Annotated in this window: 22 protein-coding genes; all 22 read left to right on the top strand. The window is 56.0% G+C overall.

All coding sequences use genetic code 11. The features are described 5' to 3' along the window. Positions 1-47 precede the first annotated feature (47 nt). The 22 genes from surE (at position 48) to AADJ04_RS10395 (ending at position 22545) form a co-directional block, all read left to right on the top strand. Positions 48-848, top strand: a complete 801-nt coding sequence (gene surE, locus AADJ04_RS10500; protein WP_341239575.1) for a 5'/3'-nucleotidase SurE — start codon at positions 48-50, stop codon at positions 846-848. After that, positions 848-1624 (top strand): protein-L-isoaspartate(D-aspartate) O-methyltransferase, encoded by a 777-nt coding sequence (locus AADJ04_RS10495; RefSeq protein ID WP_066784623.1) that lies wholly within the window; start codon positions 848-850, stop codon positions 1622-1624. The genes surE and AADJ04_RS10495 overlap by 1 nt, the downstream gene beginning before the upstream one ends. A gap of 12 nt (positions 1625-1636) precedes the next feature. After that, on the top strand, positions 1637-2566 hold the full coding sequence (locus AADJ04_RS10490; protein WP_341239574.1) for a peptidoglycan DD-metalloendopeptidase family protein: 930 nt from the start codon (positions 1637-1639) through the stop codon (positions 2564-2566). 119 nt (positions 2567-2685) lie between these two features. Beyond that, positions 2686-3684: an RluA family pseudouridine synthase gene (locus AADJ04_RS10485; protein ID WP_341239584.1), complete on the top strand. Its 999-nt coding sequence runs from the start codon at positions 2686-2688 to the stop codon at positions 3682-3684. A 140-nt stretch (positions 3685-3824) separates the two neighbouring features. Beyond that, positions 3825-4541: an SMC-Scp complex subunit ScpB gene (gene scpB / locus AADJ04_RS10480; RefSeq protein ID WP_341239573.1), complete on the top strand. Its 717-nt coding sequence runs from the start codon at positions 3825-3827 to the stop codon at positions 4539-4541. After that, complete coding sequence (locus tag AADJ04_RS10475) at positions 4534-5961, top strand: pseudouridine synthase (RefSeq protein WP_341239572.1); 1428 nt, start codon at positions 4534-4536, stop codon at positions 5959-5961. The genes scpB and AADJ04_RS10475 overlap by 8 nt, the downstream gene beginning before the upstream one ends. 83 nt (positions 5962-6044) lie before the next feature. Next, positions 6045-6470, top strand: a complete 426-nt coding sequence (gene ndk, locus AADJ04_RS10470; RefSeq protein WP_044399970.1) for a nucleoside-diphosphate kinase — start codon at positions 6045-6047, stop codon at positions 6468-6470. An 87-nt stretch (positions 6471-6557) separates the two neighbouring features. Continuing rightward, positions 6558-7679 (top strand): 23S rRNA (adenine(2503)-C(2))-methyltransferase RlmN, encoded by a 1122-nt coding sequence (gene rlmN, locus AADJ04_RS10465; protein ID WP_142081590.1) that lies wholly within the window; start codon positions 6558-6560, stop codon positions 7677-7679. 25 nt (positions 7680-7704) lie between these two features. Further along, positions 7705-8538, top strand: a complete 834-nt coding sequence (gene pilW / locus AADJ04_RS10460; protein ID WP_341239571.1) for a type IV pilus biogenesis/stability protein PilW — start codon at positions 7705-7707, stop codon at positions 8536-8538. Then, entirely contained in the window at positions 8531-9469 is a 939-nt protein-coding gene (locus tag AADJ04_RS10455) for a RodZ domain-containing protein (protein WP_341239570.1), read from the top strand. The genes pilW and AADJ04_RS10455 overlap by 8 nt, the downstream gene beginning before the upstream one ends. A gap of 8 nt (positions 9470-9477) precedes the next feature. Beyond that, positions 9478-10758, top strand: coding sequence for a flavodoxin-dependent (E)-4-hydroxy-3-methylbut-2-enyl-diphosphate synthase (gene ispG / locus AADJ04_RS10450; protein WP_341239583.1), 1281 nt, complete (start codon positions 9478-9480; stop codon positions 10756-10758). 103 nt (positions 10759-10861) lie between these two features. Continuing rightward, a complete protein-coding gene (gene hisS / locus AADJ04_RS10445) occupies positions 10862-12133 on the top strand; it encodes a histidine--tRNA ligase (RefSeq protein WP_341239582.1) in 1272 nt (423 codons plus the stop codon). Between the two features lie 16 nt (positions 12134-12149). Continuing rightward, positions 12150-12836, top strand: coding sequence for a tetratricopeptide repeat protein (locus AADJ04_RS10440; protein ID WP_066784600.1), 687 nt, complete (start codon positions 12150-12152; stop codon positions 12834-12836). After that, positions 12833-14002 (top strand): outer membrane protein assembly factor BamB, encoded by a 1170-nt coding sequence (gene bamB / locus AADJ04_RS10435; protein ID WP_341239569.1) that lies wholly within the window; start codon positions 12833-12835, stop codon positions 14000-14002. Before AADJ04_RS10440 ends, bamB begins: the two co-directional genes overlap by 4 nt. A gap of 13 nt (positions 14003-14015) precedes the next feature. Next, on the top strand, positions 14016-15362 hold the full coding sequence (gene der, locus AADJ04_RS10430; protein WP_066784597.1) for a ribosome biogenesis GTPase Der: 1347 nt from the start codon (positions 14016-14018) through the stop codon (positions 15360-15362). 148 nt (positions 15363-15510) lie between these two features. Beyond that, positions 15511-15762 carry an RNA chaperone Hfq gene (gene hfq / locus AADJ04_RS10425; RefSeq protein ID WP_082759041.1) on the top strand — a complete coding sequence of 84 codons (252 nt, stop codon included), beginning with the start codon at positions 15511-15513 and terminating at the stop codon, positions 15760-15762. A 75-nt stretch (positions 15763-15837) separates the two neighbouring features. Beyond that, positions 15838-16986, top strand: a complete 1149-nt coding sequence (gene hflX / locus AADJ04_RS10420; protein WP_142081579.1) for a GTPase HflX — start codon at positions 15838-15840, stop codon at positions 16984-16986. A gap of 65 nt (positions 16987-17051) precedes the next feature. Beyond that, positions 17052-18386: an FtsH protease activity modulator HflK gene (gene hflK, locus AADJ04_RS10415; protein WP_341239568.1), complete on the top strand. Its 1335-nt coding sequence runs from the start codon at positions 17052-17054 to the stop codon at positions 18384-18386. 9 nt (positions 18387-18395) lie between these two features. After that, positions 18396-19301 (top strand): protease modulator HflC, encoded by a 906-nt coding sequence (gene hflC / locus AADJ04_RS10410; RefSeq protein WP_341239567.1) that lies wholly within the window; start codon positions 18396-18398, stop codon positions 19299-19301. 135 nt (positions 19302-19436) lie between these two features. After that, entirely contained in the window at positions 19437-20600 is a 1164-nt protein-coding gene (locus tag AADJ04_RS10405; protein WP_341239566.1) for an ATP phosphoribosyltransferase regulatory subunit, read from the top strand. A gap of 12 nt (positions 20601-20612) precedes the next feature. Then, on the top strand, positions 20613-21989 hold the full coding sequence (locus AADJ04_RS10400) for an adenylosuccinate synthase (protein WP_341239565.1): 1377 nt from the start codon (positions 20613-20615) through the stop codon (positions 21987-21989). Positions 21990-22020: 31 nt separating this feature from the next. Next, entirely contained in the window at positions 22021-22545 is a 525-nt protein-coding gene (locus AADJ04_RS10395; protein ID WP_198846250.1) for a phosphoribosyltransferase family protein, read from the top strand. The last annotated feature ends 257 nt before the right edge of the window (positions 22546-22802 follow it).

The following is a 22802-nucleotide window of genomic DNA, read 5'->3' as shown; positions in this document are numbered from 1 at the left end:
GATGCGATGCCCACCCTACAATTCGCCTCATTCAGCACCAGCAACCCATGAAAATTCTCCTCTCCAACGACGACGGCTTCCAGGCGCCCGGCATTGTGGCGTTGTACGAGGCGCTCAAAACACTGGCAGACGTTGAGGTCGTGGCTCCAGAGCACAACAACAGCGCGAAGTCGAACGCCTTGACCTTGCATTCGCCGCTGTACGTGCATCAGGCGGCCAACGGCTTTCGTTATGTGAATGGCACCCCGGCAGACTGCGTGCACATTGCGCTGACGGGGCTGTTGGGCTACCGGCCCGATTTGGTCGTGTCTGGCATCAACAACGGTGCCAACATGGGTGATGACACTATTTACTCCGGCACTGTGGGCGCTGCCATGGAGGGGTATCTGTTTGGTATCCCGGCGATTGCGTTCTCGCAGGTGGACAAGGGCTGGGGAGAGATTGAGTCTGCGGCTGCAAAGGCGCGTGAAATCGTTCAGCAGCTCATGGGTAACCGTTTGGTGAACCCTGCAGAGTCTTCAGACGCTGCGCCGTGGTTGCTCAACGTCAATATCCCCAATATGCCTCTGGAAGCGCTCAAGCCGCTGAAGCTGTGCCGCCTGGGCCGCCGCCATGCAGCGGAGCGGGTGATTGTTCAAGACAGCCCACGCGGCGAGAAGATGTACTGGATCGGGGGAGCGGGAGCCGCGAAGGATGACGCGGAGGGCACAGATTTCCACGCAACGGCGCAGGGGCATGTATCCATGACCCCCCTGAAAGTGGATCTGACCGATCACGACAACCTTGGTTACTGGGCGCAGACTGCCGCGCGCATGCAGGCCTCTGTCGAGGTCGAGGGCGTTCGCTGATGCAGCGGCGCCCTGGGTTTCCGGCCAAGCTGCCAGGGTCTGCGACGACCCCTGCGGGAGCGCCCTCTCAAAGATCTGCAACCTTGGGCGCCAGACCTATCGCCGCCATGGCCGTGGGCGTGGGGCTGGATTCGGCGGCCGTTCGGACACGAATGGTCCAAAAGCTGGCAGCTGGGGGGGTGACGTCACCCCAGGTGTTGCAGGCCATGGGCCAGGTAGAGCGCCACAGGTTTGTGGACAGCGCCCTGGGCAACCAAGCCTATGAAGACACCAGTTTGCCCATCGGTATGGGCCAAACCATCTCCAAACCCAGCATCGTTGCCCGCATGTGTGAACTGTTGCTCGGCGCCGAAGTCGCACGCACGGCAGGGCTGGGGAGGGTGCTGGAAATAGGCACGGGGTGCGGCTACCAGGCGGCTGTGTTGAGTTTGCTGGCCCGCGAGGTTTACACACTGGAGCGGGTTCGCAGCCTGCACGAGAAAGCGCGTGACAACCTGCGCCCTTTTCGGCTGGCCAATGTGCACCTGATGTTTGGCGACGGAATGCTCGGCTACCCCAGCGGGGCGCCTTACTCCGCCATCATCGCTGCAGCCGGGGGGGATTCTGTGCCTCAGGCTTGGTGCGACCAGTTGGCGGTGGGTGGACGACTTGTTGCGCCTATGGCTGTCGCCGGTGGCCAGCAAATGTTGCTTGTAATCGACAAAAGTGCGCACGGTTTGAAACAAAACGTGCTCGAACCCGTTCATTTTGTCCCCCTAAAATCGGGGATTGCCTAAAGGGAATTGCTTATGTTCGTATCGCGTGGTCTTGTGGTTGGGTTTACCGTAGCGCTGGCGGGAGTTCTGCTGGCAGGCTGCGGCACCCGGCTGAACAAGGCTCCTGTGGAAGATCGCGGAACATCTTCTAACCATGCGTCCAGCCCCAGCGTTCAGCCAGGTACTGTCGTCGCGACACCCATCAAGCCTCTGCCCGGTGCTGAAAATGCTGGAAAGCCCGGCTATTACACCGTCAAGCCCGGAGACACCCTGATTCGCATTGGCCTGGAAACAGGTCAGGGCTGGAAAGACATCGCCCGCTGGAACAATCTGGAGAACCCCAACCTGATCGAAGTTGGGCAGGTGCTTCGTGTCACATCCACCGTGCCCGCGCCGCCCAGTGCAGCGGCAGCCGCTGTTGCTGCGGATACCGGCGTCGTCACGCGCCCGGTGGCGTCGTCTTCGATTGCGCCTGCCTCTGCTGCCAGCGCAGCAAGTGCACCCAAGGCGCCGGTTTCTGCGCCCGCCTCCACCGCGTCAGCGGCTTCGGCACCAGCCGCTGCGCCCGCTGCTTCGCCAGCCGCTGCGGGCGACGAAGAAGTCGCTTTCATCTGGCCCGCTTCCGGCGCGCTGTTGGCCGGTTTTGATGAGGTGCGAAACAAAGGCTACGACATCGCCGGCAAAGCCGGTGACCCTGTCCTGGCCGCAGCGGACGGACGTGTGGTGTACGCAGGCGCGGGTTTGCGTGGTTATGGCAACCTGATCATCCTCAAGCACAACAACACGTTTTTGACGGCCTACGCCCACAACCAGGCATTGCTGGTCAAAGAAGACCAAACGGTGCGGCGTGGCCAAAAAATTGCCGAGATGGGTAATACCGACGCGGACCGTGTCAAGCTGCATTTCGAAATACGCCGCCAGGGCAAGCCGGTGGATCCGGCTCGTTACCTGGCTGCGCGCTGAGCGTGGGCAAGGTCAAGTCAGTCAAAGGGGCGCAAGCCCCTTTGAACGTTTTGGAGGGTGTGGCCGTCGAGTTGGGGTCTGGCGTGGAGGGTTCCCAACCGGTCAACTCCTCTGAGCTGATGCCCAGCCTGGATGAGTCGCTGGATGCCGAGCTGGTGGAAGGCACTCAGGGCGAGAGCGAGATTCGGTCTGTGCCGATTGGCGCGGCGCTGCATGGCGAGCGAGTCGATCGCGCTTTGGCTGAACTGGTTCCAGAGTTTTCGCGCAGCTACCTGCAGCAGTTGCTGGGGCAGGGGCTGGTGGCGCTCAATGGCAAGCCGATATCCAAGCCCGCGTTCAAGGTCAAGGCGGGTGACGTGGTGGCATTGGAAATGCGGCCCACGTTGCAGAGTCAAGCGTTCCGACCCGAGCAGATTCCCATTGATGTGGTGTATGAGGATGAACACTTGCTGGTGGTGAATAAGCCGGCGGGCCTTGTGGTGCATCCTGCGCCCGGCAACTGGAGTGGAACACTGCTCAATGCGCTGTTGGGGCGCGATGCCCGTGCAGCTCTGGTGCCTCGGGCTGGAATCGTGCACAGGTTGGACAAGGACACCAGTGGCCTGATGGTGGTGGCGCGAGATCGGTCTACCATGGACGCGCTGGTCAGCATGATTGCCGCCCGGGAGGTCAGTCGCAAATATCTGGCCTTGGCGCACAAGCCGTGGACTGGCCCCGCCGTGCGAACGGTGGCTGCGCCCATTGGCCGCGATCCGCGTAATCGACTGCGCATGGCGGTGGTTGATTTGGCGGTCCATGCAGGCAAGGCGGCGCGCACCGATATTCGCGTGCTGGAGTCGGCCGACTCAGGGTGTTGGGTCGAGTGCACCTTGCACACGGGGCGCACCCATCAGATTCGCGTCCATATGGCTTTCATAGGGCATGCCCTGGTGGCCGATGCGCTTTACGGTGGGTCGCTGGTGGGGGAAATGGGGCGGCAAGCGCTGCACGCGTACCGGCTGGCGTTCTCGCACCCCGTGAGTGGACAGCAACTGGTCTTACATGCGCCTTTGCCCTCCGACATGCGGGAGGTAATGGTAGATTGGGGTCTGAGCTACAATCCGCCCACTGGGTCGTGAGATCCATGTAGTGCCCGAAGACGGTACCCCGCCGGGCTGAGTGTCGTTGTACCGACCGCGCGCTTCCAGCGCTCCCAACCAATCTCTGCCATCCGTAAGTCGCCGTAATAGGCGTGCTTCTTTCCCGGAATCGCTGAACCATGAATACGGTGGATGCCAAGCGGGTCCTTGAGACAGCCTTGATTTGTGCGCCTCAGCCGGTGCCCCTGCGTGAGTTGAGGGTGCTCTTCAATGACGCGCTGGGTTCGGATACTCTGAAGATGCTGCTGCAGGACTTGCAGCGAGACTGGTCGCAGCGGGGCGTGGAATTGGTGCAGGTGGCTACCGGTTGGCGCTTTCAGAGCCGTCCTGAAATGCGTGAATACCTGGATCGGCTCCATCCTGAGAAGCCTCCCCGGTACTCTCGGGCGACTCTCGAAACTCTGGCCATCATTGCTTATCGACAGCCCGTCACGCGCGGCGACATCGAAGACATTCGGGGCGTGACCGTCAACAGCCTGATCATCAAGCAATTGGAGGATCGTGGTTGGGTGGAGGTGATTGGCCATCGGGAAACAGTCGGCCGCCCAGCACTGTTTGCGACCACTCGGCAGTTTTTGGATGATCTGGGTCTGGCCTCGCTGGACCAGTTGCCGGTGCTGGATGATCCTGCGTCCAATCCTCATTTGCTGGACACCTTGGCTTCTGCACGTGGGGGCGACGATGTTCCTGAACCCCTTGCGTCGGAAGGTGCTGCAGAGAATCCATCGGAGCAGGTTGCGCCGATGGGTAACGATTTATTTGATATGGCGGTGGAACAACCCCGCATTGACGATGTAAATGCCGACAACGGCGTTACAGGAAGCTCCCATGAATGATTCCCCCCAGGTGACTGCAGAAGGCTCCCAGCCAGATTCCACCTCGACCGTTGATGAAGCGGCTGTATCTGTGCCGAAAGCACGGACCCCGCGCAAGCGTTCAAATAGCAAGGCTGACTTGTCTGTGGCTGATCATGGAGGCGCAAGTGCCGGGGCGGTCGCAGAGCATGCGTCCGAAACCCAGGAGCCGACCGTTTCTGGTGCTTCCGAGGCATCTGTAACTCCAATCTCTCCCAAGCCTCGCCATCCTCGCTCTGGACATGGCAAGGCTCCGCAGGGCTATGAGTTCGCTGACGTTGTATCCGGGCGCTTTGACAGTGAAGAGGGGGCTGATACTGAGTCCTTGCCTGTCAAAAGGGTGTTGCAGCCACAGGTCGAAACTCCCAAGCTGCACAAGGTTCTGGCGCAAGCAGGTCTTGGTTCTCGCCTTGAAATGGAGCAACTCATCCTGGAGGGGCGTATCTCCGTCAACAACGAGCCAGCGCACATAGGGCAACGTATCCAGTTTGGCGACCAGGTCAAAGTCAATGGAAAGCCCATCCGGTATCGCATCGATCCGCCACCACCGCGTGTGATCGCCTATCACAAGCCGGTTGGCGAGGTGGTGACGCATGATGACCCTCAGAACCGACCCACTGTGTTCCGCAAATTGCCGCGTCTGCAGCACGGCAAATGGCAGTCTGTAGGCCGGCTCGATCTGAACACGGAAGGGCTGCTTTTGTTTACCAGCTCTGGCGAGTTGGCAAACAAGCTGATGCATCCGCGCTTTGGCCTGGAACGTGAGTACGCGGTCCGGGTGTTGGGTGCGTTGAGCAACGAAGAGAAGCAACGCCTTTTGGAGGGCGTTCGCCTGGACGATGGCATGGCTGCGTTTGGGTCCATTGAAGATGGCGGTGGAGAGGGCTCCAACTGCTGGTATCGCGTCACGATCTCTGAGGGGCGTAATCGTGAAGTGCGTCGGATGATGGAGGCTGTCGGTCATGCAGTGAGCCGTCTGATTCGCATTCGATACGGGGCCATGATGCTGCCGCGTGGGCTCAAACGTGGGGCTTGGCTTGAGCTTGACGATGCCGACATCCGTTCCCTGTTGAAGGCAGCGGGTGGTTCGCAGCATGCGGACGGAGCTGATCATCAAGGCGGCTCAGCTGCTGCTCGCAGGTCTGGCCCTCCGCCTTTGGGGCGCAGTGGTGGAGTTGCTGCGGGGCGGGGGCGTCGCGCCCCAGGCGGTCCCGCCGGTTCGCAGGGGGCGGCCCGTGGGCGCCGTGGTGAAAGTGCTGGGTCGGCAGGCGATCGATCCCGCGCTGGCGCGCAGCCCGATCCTATGAAAACATCTGTGGGATACATCGGCTCCGACAGTCTTTCTCGTTATCGACAAGCGCAGAAATCAACAGGCGGCGGTCGCCGAGGCCGCAGTCGCTAGTCTATTTGCGCAGCACGGTTAGAATCGAGGGTTTTGTCCGCTGGACAAAAGAACTTCAGTAACATCCATTCAGGAAAAATACCATGGCCATCGAACGTACTCTCTCCATCATCAAGCCCGACGCAGTTGCTAAGAACGTGATCGGTCAGATCTACGCCCGTTTTGAAGCCGCTGGCCTCAAGGTGGTAGCCGCTCGCATGGCTCACCTGTCCCGCTTGGAAGCCGAGCAGTTCTATGCTGTGCACAAGGAACGTCCTTTCTTCAAGGATCTGGTGGATTTCATGATCTCCGGTCCTGTGATGATCCAGGCGCTGGAAGGTGAAAACGCCATCCTGAAAAACCGTGAGCTGATGGGCGCAACGGATCCCAAGAAGGCAGAACCAGGCACGATCCGCGCTGATTTTGCTGACAGCATCGATGCAAACGCTGTGCACGGCTCCGACGCCCCTGAAACCGCACAAGCTGAAGTGGCATTCTTCTTCCCTGGCTTGAACATCTATTCCCGCTGAGATGGCGGTCCCCATGTCCGATCCCACTTCAGTGGGGTTTTCACACCATGGGGACAGCTGCGAGCGGTCTCGCGCAAGGCTGCCGCAATGACCACTAATCTTCTAGAGTTTGACCTGGACGCATTGATCGCTTTTTGCGAGCGGCTGGGCGAAAAACGTTTCCGCGCAACACAGCTATTTCGCTGGATTCATCAGCGAGGCGCCAAGGACTTTGGTGCCATGAGTGATTTGGCGAAGTCACTGAGGGAAAAGCTCCAGGGCTGCGCCCGTATTGAGGCGCTGCCAGTTATCAGCGAACACGTCTCTGCAGACGGCACCATCAAGTGGCTTTTTGATGTGGGTGACGGCAATGCGGTGGAGTCTGTGTTCATTCCAGAAGATGATCGTGGCACCTTGTGTGTTTCTTCGCAGGCGGGCTGTGCCGTCGGCTGCCGTTTTTGCTCGACGGGTCACCAGGGATTCAGTCGTAATCTGACTTCCGGTGAAATCATTGCCCAGCTGTGGTTTGCAGAGCACGCGCTGCGTACTCGGTTGCAGACGTCTGAGCGAGTGATCTCCAATGTGGTGATGATGGGCATGGGCGAGCCTTTGCAGAACTACGCAGCGTTGGTGCCTGCTCTTCGCATCATGCTGGATGATCATGGTTACGGCCTTTCCCGTCGCCGGGTTACGGTTTCTACGTCCGGTGTAGTGCCGATGATGGATCGCCTTGCACAAGATTGCCCTGTGGCACTGGCTGTATCGCTTCATGCACCGAGTGATGCGCTGCGTGACAACCTCGTTCCGCTCAACCGCAAATACCCCATTCACGAGTTGCTGGATGCGTGCAACCGGTATCTGGAGCACGCTCCTCGCGACTTCATTACTTTTGAGTACTGCATGCTGGACGGAGTCAATGACCAGCCCGAGCACGCGCAGCAACTCATTGACCTGGTGCAGCCAACACGTGGCCCAGGTGTTCGGTGCAAATTCAACCTGATTCCATTCAACCCGTTTCCTGCGTCCGGCCTTCTTCGCTCACCCCAGCATCGAGTGCTGGCATTTGCCAAATTGCTTAGCGATGCAGGTATCGTCACCACCGTGCGCAAGACACGCGGGGACGATATCGACGCTGCTTGCGGGCAATTGGCCGGCGACGTCAAAGACAGGACGCGTGCGGCAGAGCGTATGGCTAAGCAACGCACCATTGTGTTGAAGCCGATCACTTGAGTTGCGAATACAAATAGGGGGCTGTATGGCGAGACTGTTGGGGCGAGGTGATATCTTTTTCCGCAAGGCGCTGGTATTGCTGGGTGTAGCTGGTGCTGGGCTCTTCATCCAGGGCTGTGCCACGGGCGGTGGGATTCAAACCAGCAGTGCCGACGCCGGTATCGTGACGCCATCCGATGAAACTGATGTTCGGCGTAGGGCTCGAATCCGTCTTGAACTGGCAGCGAAGTATTTTGAAAATGGCCAGACCACGGTTGCGCTGGACGAAGTCAAACAGTCGCTCGCTACAGACCCGTCCTATGCAGACGCCTACAACATGCGTGGGCTGATTTACATGCGTCTTAACGACCTTGCCCAGGCAGAAGATAGCTTTCGCAGGGCTGTCTCAATGCGGTCAGGTGATGCCAACCTTCTGCACAACTACGGTTGGCTTTTATGCCAAATGAAGAGATACCCCGATGCTGAGCAGCAGTTTGATAAGGCCTTGGCCAACCCTGCTTACATGGCTCGTGGCAAGACGTTGATGGCGCGAGGGCTCTGCCAGTCAGCTGCTGGGAAGTATGACGAGGCGGAGCAGTCGCTGTTGAAGTCCTACCAGTTGGATGCCGGCAATCCAGTGGTCAGTTATCACTTGGCCTCGTTGTTGTTTCGCCGTAACGAGTTCACCCGGGCGCAGTTTTACATCCGCCGCCTCAACAACGGCGCGCTAGCGAACTCTGAGTCATTGTGGTTGGGGATAAAAGTGGAGAAAGCACTTGGCGATAACGTGGCGTTGCTTCAGTTGGCGGACCAGTTGCGCAAGCGGTTTCCCGATTCTGCGGAATTGAGCGCTTATCAGCGTGGAGCTTTCAATGAGTGATTCTGTGGTTGAGTCCAAGTTGAGTGCGGACGGCGTTGACGCCCTGCAAACCACGGCTGGAGATATTCTCAAAAATGCTCGCCAATCGGCGGGTATTCACATCGAGGCCCTGGCCGTCGCGTTGAAGGTGCCAGTGAGCAAGTTGGAGGCGCTAGAGTCCAACAATTTCGATCTGCTCTCAGACACTGTTTTTTTGCGAGCTTTGGCGTCCAGTGTGTGTCGTACCCTCAAATTGGATCCCGCCTCCGTTTTATCGTTGCTGCCACAGTCTCAAGCTCCCCGATTGATTCCTGAGCGAACGGATATCAATACTCCAGTCAAGACAGCGGGCAAGACATTCGTCACCACTAAAAGCTCACGGCATTCTTCTTGGTTGACAGCCAGTGTTCTATTGCTTCTGGCTGGCGCCGCCGCAGTTTTTTATTGGCCAGCTGGGTATCAGCCTTGGGATGCATGGCGCACGAAGCAGATCACAGCCGCTTCCCCTCCTGCTGCCCCTGAACCAGCTCCTCCTGATGCAGGTACTGTGCCTGTATCTGCATTGCCTACTTCGCCATCTGCAACCACAGTGAGTGAATCGGTGCCTGTGAGTATTCAGATGAGCGCCTCGCAACCAAGCTCCTCTGTTGGGCAGGCTGCAGCACCAGTCACACTCCAGCCCGCTGATCCAGTGGTTGCGCCCGAGTCTGTCAATGTGCCTTTGATGGTGCGTACACGAGGTGAGTCCTGGGTTCAAGTTCGTGATGCTGCTGGGCGTGTTGTGTTTGAAAAGAAAATGGTTCAAGGCGATTCGGCGCCAGTGTCTGGCGTTTTGCCGTTCAGTGTGGTGATCGGTCGCGCCGATGTGACCGATGTGTATGTGCGAGGAAAGCTCTTCGAGTTGAACTCGGTGTCTCGCGAGAATGTGGCTCGATTTGAGGTGAAACAGTGACCAGCCTAATCAGTGCTCAGGGCCCCATTCCGTTGTCTGCTCCATCTTTGCGTAAATCCCGGCAAGCGCGCGTCGTTTGGGGGGACCGTGTGGTGACGGTGGGTGGCGGTGCGATGGTGCGCGTTCAGTCCATGACCAACACGGATACGGTAGACGTGATTGGGACAGCCATTCAGGTGAAGGAGCTCGCACAGGCGGGGTCAGAGTTCGTTCGTATCACCGTGAATACGCCAGAGGCAGCAGCGGCGGTTCCCTATATTCGTGAACAGCTCGACCGCATGGGGGAAAATGTCCCGCTGGTAGGAGACTTTCACTACAACGGCCACAAGCTTCTCACAGATTTTCCGGCATGTGCCGAAGCACTGTCCAAGTACCGGATCAATCCAGGTAACGTGGGCAAAGGTGAAAAGCGGGATCGTCAGTTTGGTCAGATGATCGAGGCCGCCATGCGGTGGAATAAGCCGGTGCGCATTGGCGTGAACTGGGGGAGTCTTGATCAGGAGTTGCTTGCCCACTTGATGGATGTGAACAGCCGCAGAAGTCAGCCTTGGGATGCCCGGCAGGTCATGTACGAGGCTTTGATTTCTTCCGCGATTGACTCCGCGGTCAGAGCTGAGGAAATGGGTATGGATGGTAATCAGATCATCCTCTCCTGCAAAGTCAGCGGAGTTCAAGACCTGATCGGTGTGTACCGGGAGTTGGCTCGCAGGTGCGACTATGCCTTGCATCTTGGACTGACGGAAGCTGGCATGGGTACCAAGGGAACAGTGGCTTCGACCGCAGCCCTTTCCATTCTGCTGCAAGAGGGGATCGGAGACACGATTCGTGTTTCACTCACCCCTCAGCCAGGAGAGTCTCGTAACCAGGAAGTCGTGGTCGCGTCTGAAATACTGCAGGCGCTTGGATTGCGTGTCTTTGTGCCGAGTGTCACTGCATGTCCCGGTTGTGGACGCACAACCAGCACCACGTTCCAAGAACTTGCCAAGCAAATCGATGACTTTTTGCGTGCGCAAATGCCAGTGTGGCGAGTTCAGTATCCAGGGGTTGAAGGATTGCGCGTTGCCGTGATGGGCTGCATCGTGAATGGGCCCGGAGAAAGCAAGCATGCCGATATTGGTATCAGCTTGCCGGGTACCGGTGAAGCGCCAGCAGCCCCTGTTTTCATTGATGGAGAAAAGGCTCTTACTTTGCGTGGCGAGAACATCGCTGCGGAGTTCCGGGACATTGTTGAAAGGTATGTCGCGCGCCGGTTTGGAGGCAACTCGCCGACAGATGCCGCTGCGCGGTGAGCCTTAATCCACCCTCATTCAATCAACATAGAAAAGCATCGACGTGAGTACTGAAAAGGTTGCAGCGGCACCGAAGAGTGGAAAAGTGACGTCCGTTAAAGGGATGAACGATATTCTTCCGCCAGATTCCGCTCGTTGGGAGTGGCTGGAAGGTGTGGTTCGTTCTTTGATGGACCGTTATGCCTATCGAAATATTCGAACACCCATTGTCGAACCCACTGCACTCTTTGTGCGTGGTTTGGGCGAAGTCACCGATATCGTCGAAAAAGAAATGTACTCTTTTGAGGATCGACTCAACGGAGAGCATTTGAGTCTGCGGCCGGAGGCCACTGCTGGCGTGGTCAGGGCGGTTTCTGAGAACTCTCTGCTGTATGACGGTGGCAAACGTCTGTACTACATGGGGCCGATGTTTCGCCATGAAAGGCCGCAGCGCGGACGTTATCGCCAGTTCCACCAGATTGGCGCAGAGGCCTTGGGCTTTCCTGGGGCTGAGATTGACGCAGAGTTGATTCTGCTGGCCAATGCGCTCTGGCATGAACTCGGGTTGCAGAACGTGCGGCTGGAGTTGAATAGTCTGGGGCAGCCGCATGAACGTCAGGCGCATCGGGTGGCGTTGATTTCTTACCTAGAGCAGCACAGCGCGCTATTGGATGACGAAGCACGCCGTCGTTTGCATAGTAATCCCTTGCGCATTCTGGATACCAAGAATCCCGCTATGCAAGATGTAGTGAACGCTGCACCACGGCTGATCGATTTTCTCGGTGCCGAGTCGCTCACTCACTTTGAAACGGTAACTGCCATACTGGATGCCAATGAGATTGCTTGGACGTTGAACCCAAGGCTCGTTCGGGGCATGGACTATTACAACCTGACTGTCTTTGAGTTCGTTACCGATCAGCTTGGATCGCAGGGGACGATATGCGGGGGAGGTCGTTACGACTATCTGATGGAGCAAGTCGGAGCCAAGGCCGCACCCGCTGTGGGTTGGGCATTGGGTGTGGAGCGGGTGCTTGAGTTGCTCAAAGAGCAAGGCAAGGTTCTGGCTGCCCCTGCTTGTGATGTGTACGCCATCATTCCAAATGCGGCTTCATTGCCTGCAGCGATCAAGGCTATTGAGGCAATGCGTGCTGCGGGCACAAGCGTGCAGATGCACGCTTGTGCTGCGTCAGGTGCTGGCATGGGTAGCATGAAATCCCAGTTCAAGCGTGCTGACAGTAGTGGGGCGGCCTACGCCGTTGTGTTTGGCGAGGATGAAATGGCCCGTGGGGTTGTTTCGGTCAAATCTCTTCGTGACGGATCTGGGGCTCAGGTCGAGCAGGCCTTGAACGATGTCTCCTCTTGGGCTCCCAACCTACAATCGCGCGCAACCAACTGAACTGACGTAAAGCTTCATGGCAAACCACTTAGATCTAGAAGAACAAGAGCAGCTTGACCAACTCAAGCATTTTTGGAACACATGGGGTACCCCAATCACGGCAGTATTGCTGGTAGTCATGGGCGGCCTCGCTGCTTGGAACGGATACCAGTATTGGCAAAATCGCCAGGCTTCGCAGGCCGCTGCTCTTCTGGATGCAGTGGAGGTGGCCGTGCAGGCGCGAGATCAAGCGCGAGTTGAACTCGCTTTTGGGGATCTCAAGAGCAAGTACGCTGGTACGCCGCAGGCAGATATGGGGGCTTTTGCGTCAGCGAAGGCGATGCAGGATTCTGGGAATCTTGATGCCGCCAAGTCGGCGTTGGCTTGGGTGGCAGAACACTCCTCGGATGCTGGATACAAGGCCATTGCTAAGCTCCGTCTTTCCGCCATCTTGCTCGAGCAAAAAGACTACGCCTCTGCCTTGCAGCAATTGCAAGGCAATTTCCCGGCGGAGTTTGAGGGCGTCGTTGCCGATCGCAAGGGAGACCTGCTGGTTCTATTGGATCGCCGAGCCGACGCCATCGCAGAATACAAGATTGCATTTAAAACGCTAGATGAAACAATTGAGTACAGGCGCCTGGTTGAGATCAAGTTGAATGCACTCGGCGTTGATCCCTTGGGTGGCTCTTCTACTGCGTCTACCTCGCAGGAGCTTAAAAAATGAAAATTGCCGCTTCCGTAACCTCAGCTGGCCCTATCCGGGTGCGCGCTTGCGTTTTTCCTGTGTTGTTCGCTGCCTTGTTGAGCGGCTGTTCCTTGTGGGGCGGGAGCAAAGTGAAGCTGCCTGAATTGGGGGAAAACGTTCCTTTGCTGGGAGTTAGGCAAGCTTGGTCCGCGAAGGTGGGGGGGGGCGGTGCCAAACCGTTGGATGTGCGCGTTCAGGAGCATCTTGTCACTATTGCAGCTGCGGATGGCAGCGTGGCTGCGCTTGATGCACGTACAGGTGGCGATTTGTGGCGTACCAATGTCGGAGAGCCGTTATCTGCGGGGGTTGGTACCGACGGCAGATATGCCGCCGTGGTTTCGCATGCGAATGCCCTTGTCCTGCTGGATCAGGGGAAAGAGGTGTGGCGTCAGACGCTGCCCTCGCAGGTGTTTACGGCACCTTTGATTGCGGGTGGCCGAGTCTTCGTGCTGGCTGCCGATCGTTCTGTATCCGCTTTTGACTTGGCTACCGGCAAAAAGCTTTGGTCTCAGGCAAGAACCGGTGGAGATGCGCTGGTACTTAAGCAAAGTGGTGTGATCTTGGCTGTGGGCGACACGTTAGTCGTTGGCGCTGCTGGGCGTATGGTTGGACACAACCCTGACACAGGCTCTATCCGTTGGGAGGTGCCCCTTGCTAGTCCACGCGGCGTCAATGACGTGGAGCGCTTGGTCGAGTTGGTCGGTCGAGTCAGCCGTGTGGGCGACTCCGTTTGTGCGCGAGCTTTTCAGGCGGCGGTTGGATGTGTGAACATTACCAGGGATCGGGCCAGTGTCTCTTGGACTCAGTCAGCCAATGGCTCTGAAGGTGTGCACGGTGATGCCGAAACTGTTTATGGAACTGAGAGCAACGGCAACGTCCTTGCCTGGCGGCGTAGTGATGGTGCCCGTGTCTGGTCTTCGGATCGACTCAAGTTGCGCAAGTTGACTTCACCTTTGCTGCTGGGACGATCCGTCGTTGTCGGCGATGGCGAAGGTTGGGTTCACTTTTTGTCGCGTACCGATGGAGCACCTCTCAATCGAGTCAGCACAGACTCGTCGGGGATTGCTGCAGCTCCTGTAGTGGCTGCTGACACACTGGTTGTCATTACGCGTAATGGCGGCGTTTTCGGCTTCCGCCCCGAATGATAGGTTCTGTTTAATGAAGCCAGTTATCGCCCTCGTGGGGCGTCCCAATGTTGGAAAGTCCACGCTTTTCAATCGCTTGACCAAATCTCGCGACGCCATCGTTGCTGATTTTGCTGGATTGACGCGGGATCGTCATTACGGTAATGGAAGACAAGGGAGACACGAATACATTGTTGTGGATACGGGTGGATTTGAGCCCGACGCGTCCGCTGGTATTTACCGCGAAATGGCAAAGCAAACTCAGCAGGCAGTTGCAGAGTCTGACGTCGTCTTTTTTGTGGTGGATGCCCGTGCTGGAGTGTCGGCGCAAGACCATGACATTGCCAAATACCTGCGTCGTTTGAGCAAGCCATGCATTCTCATTGCCAACAAAGCTGAAGGCATGGTGGAAGGCGTTCAACTTGCTGAGTTTTATGAGCTAGGGCTTGGCGCCGTCGTACCTGTTTCGGCAGCGCATGGTCAAGGCATCAGGGGGCTGGTGGATGCGGCTTTTGCGTTGCTGGAGATCCCTGAACCAGATGAAGAAGATGGAGCACAAGAATCCTCGGATGTCATCAAGCTCGCGGTCGCAGGTCGACCAAATGTGGGCAAGTCCACACTCATTAATACTTGGCTCGGCGAGGAGCGTCTTGTCGCTTTCGATATGCCTGGCACGACGCGAGATGCCATTTCCGTACCTTTCGAAAGGAATGGCCAGAAGTTCGAGCTGATTGACACTGCTGGCTTACGTCGCAAAGGTCGCGTATTCGAAGCCATCGAAAAATTCTCAGTAGTCAAAACTTTGCAGGCGATTGAGTCGTCGGATGTGGTGTTGTTGCTTCTGGATGCGACCCAAGGTGTGACAGACCAAGACGCGCACATTGCTGGGTATGTACTGGAGAGTGGTCGGGCTGTCGTGATTGCTGTCAACAAATGGGATGCCGTGGACGATTACCAGCGTCAGCTGCTGGAGCGTTCCATTGAGTCACGTTTGTCATTTCTGAAATTTGCTTCACTGCATTTCATTTCAGCGAAAAAAAGGCAAGGTCTTGGTCCTCTGTGGGCGTCTATTGCCCAAGCGTACAAGGCAGCCAATTGCAAGATGCCGACTCCGGTACTCACACGATTGCTGTTGGAAGCCGTTCAGTTCCAAAGTCCGCAACGCGCTGGGATGTTTCGACCAAAGCTGCGTTATGCCCACCAGGGTGGAATGAATCCCCCAGTGATCGTCATCCATGGCAATTCGCTGGAGCACGTAACAGCCGCCTACAAACGGTTTCTTGAAGGCCGTTTCCGCAAGGAGTTCGACTTGGTGGGTACACCGCTTCGAATCGAGATGAAGACTTCTCACAATCCGTTCAAGGAGGGAGAAGGGGCGTGATGTTGGGACACATTGCCGGTTGTCCCCATGATTGTTCTGGATGTGTCTTGCCATTTGTTTCTAAGGGCTAAGCACGGTTCTCCCGTTGGCAGTCAGTTGGTGTGGTAAGGTGCGGTTTTACAACAACATTTTGAACACGGAGCATATCGTGAGCAATAAAGGCCAACTTCTCCAAGATCCGTTCCTGAACGCACTGCGTCGTGAGCACGTCCCAGTTTCCATCTATCTGGTTAACGGAATCAAACTGCAAGGACAGATTGAATCTTTTGATCAGTATGTGGTCTTGCTGCGCAATACAGTGACCCAGATGGTTTACAAACACGCTATATCGACCATTGTCCCTGGTCGTGCCGTCAGCTTCTCGACTGCCGACTCCGCTGAGTCTGACGCTGTTGCCTGAGTCTGACATCGCAACTATTTGGTTCCGTCGTACGCGTATGGCATGGTCTTCAACTGACATGCCGAGGTTGAATGCATGAAGCCCCAGTCAGCACCGTCCGTTATCTTGGTTGGTGTAGATCTGGGGCTTCCCCATTTCGACGCCGAGTTGGAAGAGCTTGGTTTGCTTGCCCAAACGGCGGGTCTCCAGCCTGTGGCTCGTATCACCTGCAAGCGCAAAGCCCCGGACGCGGCACTGTTTGTGGGAAGCGGAAAGGCCGATGAAATTCGCTCGCTCGCGCAAATGCATGGCGCTGTCGAGGTGCTTTTTGATCAAGCCTTGAGTCCTGCACAGCAGCGTAATCTCGAACGCTATTTGGAGTTGCCGGTCAACGACCGCACGCTGCTGATTCTGGAAATATTTGCTCAGCGTGCCAGAAGCCATGAAGGCAAACTGCAAGTGGAATTGGCCAAATTACAGTACCTGAGTACCCGGCTAGTGCGTAGATGGTCGCACCTTGAGCGTCAGCGTGGTGGTATCGGGACGCGAGGCGGGCCAGGCGAGACTCAGATCGAGCTAGATCGGCGGATGATTGGGGATGCAATCAAGCGCACCAAAGAGCGATTGCAGAAAGTGAAGCGCCAACGGAATACTCAGCGCAGGCAACGCGAGCGGCGCGAGGCGTTCACCATTTCCTTGGTTGGCTACACGAATGCAGGGAAGTCAACGCTGTTTAACGCTTTGGTCAAAGCTCGTGCGTATGCAGCAGATCAGTTGTTTGCGACACTAGATACGACCACTCGTCAGTTGTATCTGTCTGAGGCCCAGCGTTCTGTGTCGTTGTCTGACACAGTGGGGTTCATTCGTGACCTGCCTCACGGATTGGTTGATGCATTTCAGGCGACCTTGCAAGAGGCTGTAGATGCAGATCTTCTGCTGCATGTCGTCGATGGATCTAATCCAGCCTATCCAGAACAAATCGAGCAGGTGCAGCGCGTGCTTGCTGAAATCGGCGCAGATCATATTCCGCAACTACTCGTTTTTAACAAAATGGATGCGTTGGATGAGTCATTGCGTCCGACCGCTGAGAGTGATTCCTACGAGTTGGCCGGGCGTGAGCATCGTCGTGTGTTCGTCAGTGCTTTGACGGGATCTGGTTTGGGCGTATTGCGCTCTGTGTTGGGTGAAATTGTGGCCAAAGAAAGCGATCAGATGTCCCCAGCGTCTACCGTTGAATTGACTTAATGGTCAGGCCGGTTCGGCACAATACCGTATGAAACGATATCTACAGAGATCAAGAGATTTTGCGCATGAATTTTCAAAATCGTAGCTCACGCTTTGCATCGTTGCGTACTTTCGCACAAGGAATGTTCAATCTGAACGATCCGCGATGGGGGCGTGGCGAGGATAAAGGCGACGATGCCCATCGACCTGAGGATAAGGGTAGTGCAGGCCCAGAGCGCAGGCCTGGTCCTAGTGGCTCTGGTCAGTCTTCCGATTTGGATGAACTCTGGCGTGATTTGAACCGCCGGTTGTCTGGATTCTTTGGAGGCGGCTCGGGGGGGGGGCGTAAAGGGGGGGGGCAGCCGGACATGCGCAGTGCAGGCGTTGGCTTGGCGCTACTGGGAGGTGTTGCATTTGCCGTCTGGATGGGTTCTGGCTTCTTCATCGTGAAGGAAGGGCAGCAAGCTGTGATTACGCAGTTTGGTAAATACAAGACGACAGTGGGCGCGGGTTTCAATTGGCGCTTGCCCTATCCTATTGAGCGTCACGAATTGGTTTTTGTGACGCAGATTCGGTCCGCGGACGTGGGGAGAGATGCTATTGTGAAGAGCACCGGGCTGCGAGAGTCTGCGATGCTGACCGAAGACGAGAACATTGTTGAAATCAAATTTGCGGTGCAATACCGTTTGAATGATGCCCGCGCTTGGTTGTTTGAGAGCAAAAACCCGTCCGATGCTGTTGTACAGGCGGCAGAGACTGCGGTTCGTGAGGTCGTCGGGAAAATGCGAATGGATACGGCTTTGGCGGAGGAGCGCGATCAAATAGCCCCTCGTGTTCGCCAACTGATGCAGACAATCCTGGACCGTTATGGCGTCGGAGTGGAAGTGGTGGGTATTAATTTGCAGCAAGGGGGAGTTCGTCCGCCAGAGCAAGTGCAGGCATCGTTTGATGACGTGCTCAAGGCCGGGCAGGAGCGTGAAAGGGCAAAGAATGAAGCCCAAGCCTATGCGAATGATGTAGTTCCCAGGGCTGTTGGTGCGGCATCGCGCTTGGCTGAGGAGTCTGCCGCCTACAAAGCCAAGATTGTCGCTCAGGCACAAGGTGACGCTCAGCGTTTTGCCTCTGTCTTGGCGGAGTACCAGAAGGCGCCTCAGGTGACCCGTGATCGAATGTATATCGATGCTATGCAGCAGATATATGGAAATGTCACCAAGGTGATCATCGAGTCGCGTCAAGGCTCTAATTTGCTTTATATGCCTTTGGATAAGTTGATGCAGAGCACTGGCAACGCAGCTGGTTCCAGTTCGCTGGAGATACCTCCGAGTTCAGCCGTGACTCCATCAACTGTCCCCAGTACCGCAGTCCCGCTCGAAACTAGGGCTCGAGACAGTGGTCGCACTCGCGAGCGTGAAGTTCGTTAGGAGAAACTTGTGAACCGTGTCGGATTTTTGGCCACTACATGTTTGGTAGCGCTGGCGCTCATGAGCTCCATGTTCTTCGTAGTGGATCAGCGTCAGTTTGGTGTGGTGTACGCGCTTGGGCAAATCAAGGAGGTGATCACCGAGCCTGGTTTGAACTTCAAGCTGCCGCCCCCTTTTCAAAATGTTTCATACATTGATAAACGGCTTCTCACTTTGGATAGCAAGGACACTGAGCCTATGCTTACAGCCGAGAAGCAGCGCGTTGTTATTGATTGGTATGTGCGGTGGCGAATTTCTGAGCCTGCGCAGTACATTCGAAACGTGGGTTTGGACGAGGAGGCAGGCGCAGCGCAGCTCAATAGGGTTGTCCGCAATGCTTTTCAAGAAGAAATCAACAAACGTACCGTCAAGGAATTGCTTTCCCTCAAGCGTGAAGCCGTGATGGAAGACGTAAAACGCGAAGTTCTGGGGGTGGTTCGTGGTGCCAAGCCTTGGGGTGTTGATGTCGTTGATGTGCGCATCACCCGTGTGGACTATGTTGAGGCAATCACAGAATCTGTTTACCGTCGTATGGAGGCGGAGCGCAAGCGAGTTGCGAATGAACTTCGATCAACAGGGGCTGCTGAAGGTGAAAAGATCCGTGCGGATGCAGATCGTCAGCGAGAAGTGGCCATTGCCAACGCTACCCGTGATGCACAGAGAGTGAAGGGTGAGGGCGACGCAGAGGCAGCGCGTATCTACGCGGAGGCTTTTGGGCGAGATCCTCAATTTGCGCACTTTTATCGCAGTCTAGAAGCTTACAAAGCGACGCTCAGCAAGAAGTCGGACGTCATGGTTGTGGATCCATCAGGTTCTGAGTTCTTTAAAGTTCTACGAGACGGTCAGGCTTCCAATCTATCTTCATCGCGTCGTTGAAGCTAGCTTGGAGCGAGTTCGGCAGCAATTGCTTGCTGCCGGGCCCGTACTCCAGGGAGGCGAACAGAGGAAAGCTCGATGGCTCGGCGCCATCAGCCGGTAGAATCACGGTTTTAACAGCCTCCACCGATTTAAATGTCTGCTTGGATCCTGCCGGATCATATTGCCGATGTTCTGCCCTCAGAGGCTCGACACATCGAAGAGTTGCGTCGAGGCTTTCTCGATACAGCGCGCAGCTATGGCTATGAGTTGGTTATTCCCCCCCTGTTGGAGCATCTGGATTCATTGCTGACCGGATCCGGTGAAGCGTTAGATCTGCAGACGTTCAAGCTGGTGGATCAGCTGTCCGGGCGCTCCATGGGGCTGCGTGCAGACACTACTCAGCAGGTAGCCAGAATTGATGCGCACCTTCTGAATCGCCAAGGTGTGACGCGCCTGTGTTATTGCGGCCCTGTTCTGCACGCAAAACCTGACAAGCCGCATGCAACTCGGGAGCCCCTTCAATTTGGTAGCGAAATTTATGGCCACTCAGGGGTGGAGGCGGACGTTGAGATTTTGACGTTGGCCAAGGAATGTCTTGAGGCTGCAGGTGTTACCGATTTCACCACTGATGTGGCGGATGTACGCATAGTTCGCCGACTATTAGATGGCGTCGAAGTAGCGCCAGCGGTGCTGCGTGATTTGCATGCAGCATTGGCTCGCAAAGATGGCGCTGAGATTGGTCGACTCACTCGTGCTTTCCCGGAAAGCCAGCGCGAAGGTTTAAGAGCCTTGCCTCACCTGTACGGAGATATCGAGGTTCTGAAGGATGCCGAGCAGGCTCTTGGTCTGGTGCCTGGTATCTCTGGTTTGCTCGGCGAGTTGAAACGGTTTGCATCCTTGCTGGATGCTTCACGTCTCTCTTTTGATCTGGCGGATTTGCGAGGGTACTCTTACTACAGCGGCATTCGCTTCGCCATGTTTGTGCCAGGCGGCAGCGATGCGTTAGTGCGTGGCGGAAGGTACGATGAGGTAGGTTCTGTTTTTGGTAGGAATAGGCCTGCTGTAGGCTTTAGCCTGGACGTTAAGCAAATTGCATGTGTAACTCCCGACAGGGACCTTCGTGCCGCCATTAGAGCTCCTTGGTTAGAGAGTGCTGCTGCGAATGACGCTATAGCCGCATTGCGCAGGCGCGGAGAAACCGTGGTGTGCGTTCTTCCCGGGTGTGAGAGCAAAGTGGATGAATTCAACTGTGACCGCGAGCTTGTTGAAGTTTCCGGGCAATGGATAGTTCGCGCAATAAAACCAACTGAAATTTGAATTGGGTTTGAGATGAAAGCAACCAAAGGTCGTAACGTCGTTGTCGTTGGAACTCAGTGGGGTGATGAAGGCAAAGGAAAGCTGGTCGATTGGCTCACGGAAAGTGCCCAAGGTGTAGTGCGTTTTCAAGGTGGGCACAACGCCGGCCATACTTTGGTGATTAACGGCGTGAAGACAGCACTCCACCTTATTCCCAGTGGAATCATGCGCCCAGGGGTGAAGTGCTACATCGGCAATGGTGTGGTGCTCTCCGCCGCAAAGTTATTTGAAGAGATCGAAGGCCTTGAAAGAGCTGGTGTGGAAGTGCGTTCGCGTCTTCGCATCAGTGAAGCTTGCCCTTTGATTCTTCCTTTTCATGCGGCTTTGGATGTTGCTCGTGAGGCAGCCAGAGAGCAGGGTGGTGTTGAAAAAATTGGCACAACGGGTCGAGGTATCGGTCCTGCTTATGAAGACAAAATTGCTAGGCGAGCTCTTCGTGTGCAGGACTTGAAGCATCCCGAACGATTTGCATCGAAGCTCAAGGAGTTACTAGCTTTGCACAACCATGTGTTAACCACTTACCTTGGGTCGGCACGTTTCACGTTCGGAGAGGCTCTAGCTCCTTACTTGAAAGATGGAGAAGTTCAGTTCGATGTGGTGTACGCAGAGGCTATGCGCCATGCAGAAATGCTCCGCCCCATGATGGCTGATGTTTCTCGTGAACTGAATGAAGCGCATGGCGAGGGATGCAATCTCCTATTTGAAGGAGCTCAAGGCACTTTGCTGGATGTGGACCATGGAACATACCCCTATGTGACATCTAGCAACTGTGTTGCTGGAAATGCTGCTGCAGGAGCCGGCGTAGGTCCCAGCATGCTTCACTATGTTCTGGGTATCACCAAGGCTTACTGCACCCGTGTGGGTGGGGGGCCGTTTCCTACTGAGTTGGATTGGGAAGTGGCTGGGACTCCGGGATATCACATGAGCACTGTTGGTGCAGAAAAGGGTGTGACGACAGGTCGTAGCCGCCGTTGCGGGTGGTTTGATGCTGCGCTGCTCAAGCGAAGTGCACAGGTCAATGGTTTGTCGGGGCTCTGCATCACCAAGCTCGATGTGTTGGACGGCCTGCCCGAATTGAAGCTGTGTGTTGGTTACGAGCTTGATGGTGAGCACATTGATCTTCTTCCGATGGGCGCAGAAGAAATCGCCCGTTGCGTTCCAGTGTACGAAACCATCGCTGGGTGGACGGACTCCACTGTGGGTGTCACTGAATATGACAAGCTTCCTGTGAATGCTAGGCGCTATCTAGAGCGTATTCAAGATGTCACGGGTGTACCGATTGCCATGATCTCTACTAGCCCTGACCGGGATCACACGATTTTGATGCATAACCCATACGCTGCTCAATGACGGTGCGCTTGAAAAGATTCTGGAGTGAAGCATGTTGACAGAAGACGGTAAGCACCTGTACGTTAGCTACGACGAGTATCACAACTTGATTGAAAAGTTGGCGCTCAAAGTGCATCAATCGGGTTGGGAATTCGACACTATTCTTTGCTTGGCGCGAGGCGGCTTGCGTCCTGGCGACATACTGAGTCGGATTTTCTCCAAGCCTCTCGCGATCATGTCTACGAGTTCTTACAGGGCTGAGGCGGGCACTGTTCAGGGGCATCTAGACATAGCTCGTTTCATCACAACGCCAAAGGGCGAGATCGCGGGGAAGGTGCTTCTTGTAGATGACTTGGCAGATTCCGGTCACACATTGCGAGCAGTGATCGACATGTTGCGTACCAACTACGCCCCGATCACTGAACTTCGTAGCGCCGTGATCTGGACCAAAGGTGTGTCGACCTTCACTCCCGACTACTCGGTGGAGTTTCTACCGTCTAATCCGTGGATTCATCAGCCCTTTGAGGGTTACGACAGCTTGGGACCCGACCGATTGCTGGAGAAGTGGAAAGTTTGAGTTGGGTGGTGGAAATCTCTGCTATGATCGAGGGCTTCGCTGCGCAGAGGGCCTGTTTCTAGGTGTGGCGGGGTTGGTTGAAGAAGTTTTGGAATTTGTTGATTGCGGTGTAAAAACTGTTGTACAATCTAAGGCTTCGCTGATTGCGGTGGTTGCTTTGAAAAAGCGATTGCAGCAAAAGAAGAGATCAAAAAGTTTGACAGATCTTCAAAATCTGTGCTAGAATTCAAGGCTCAGCTGATTGCAGCTAAGTCGGG

Origin of the sequence: uncultured Acidovorax sp., assembly GCF_964021665.1 — a bacterium.
GTDB lineage: Bacteria > Pseudomonadota > Gammaproteobacteria > Burkholderiales > Burkholderiaceae_C > Acidovorax > Acidovorax temperans.
This window is presented reverse-complemented; position numbering and strand designations above follow the sequence as displayed.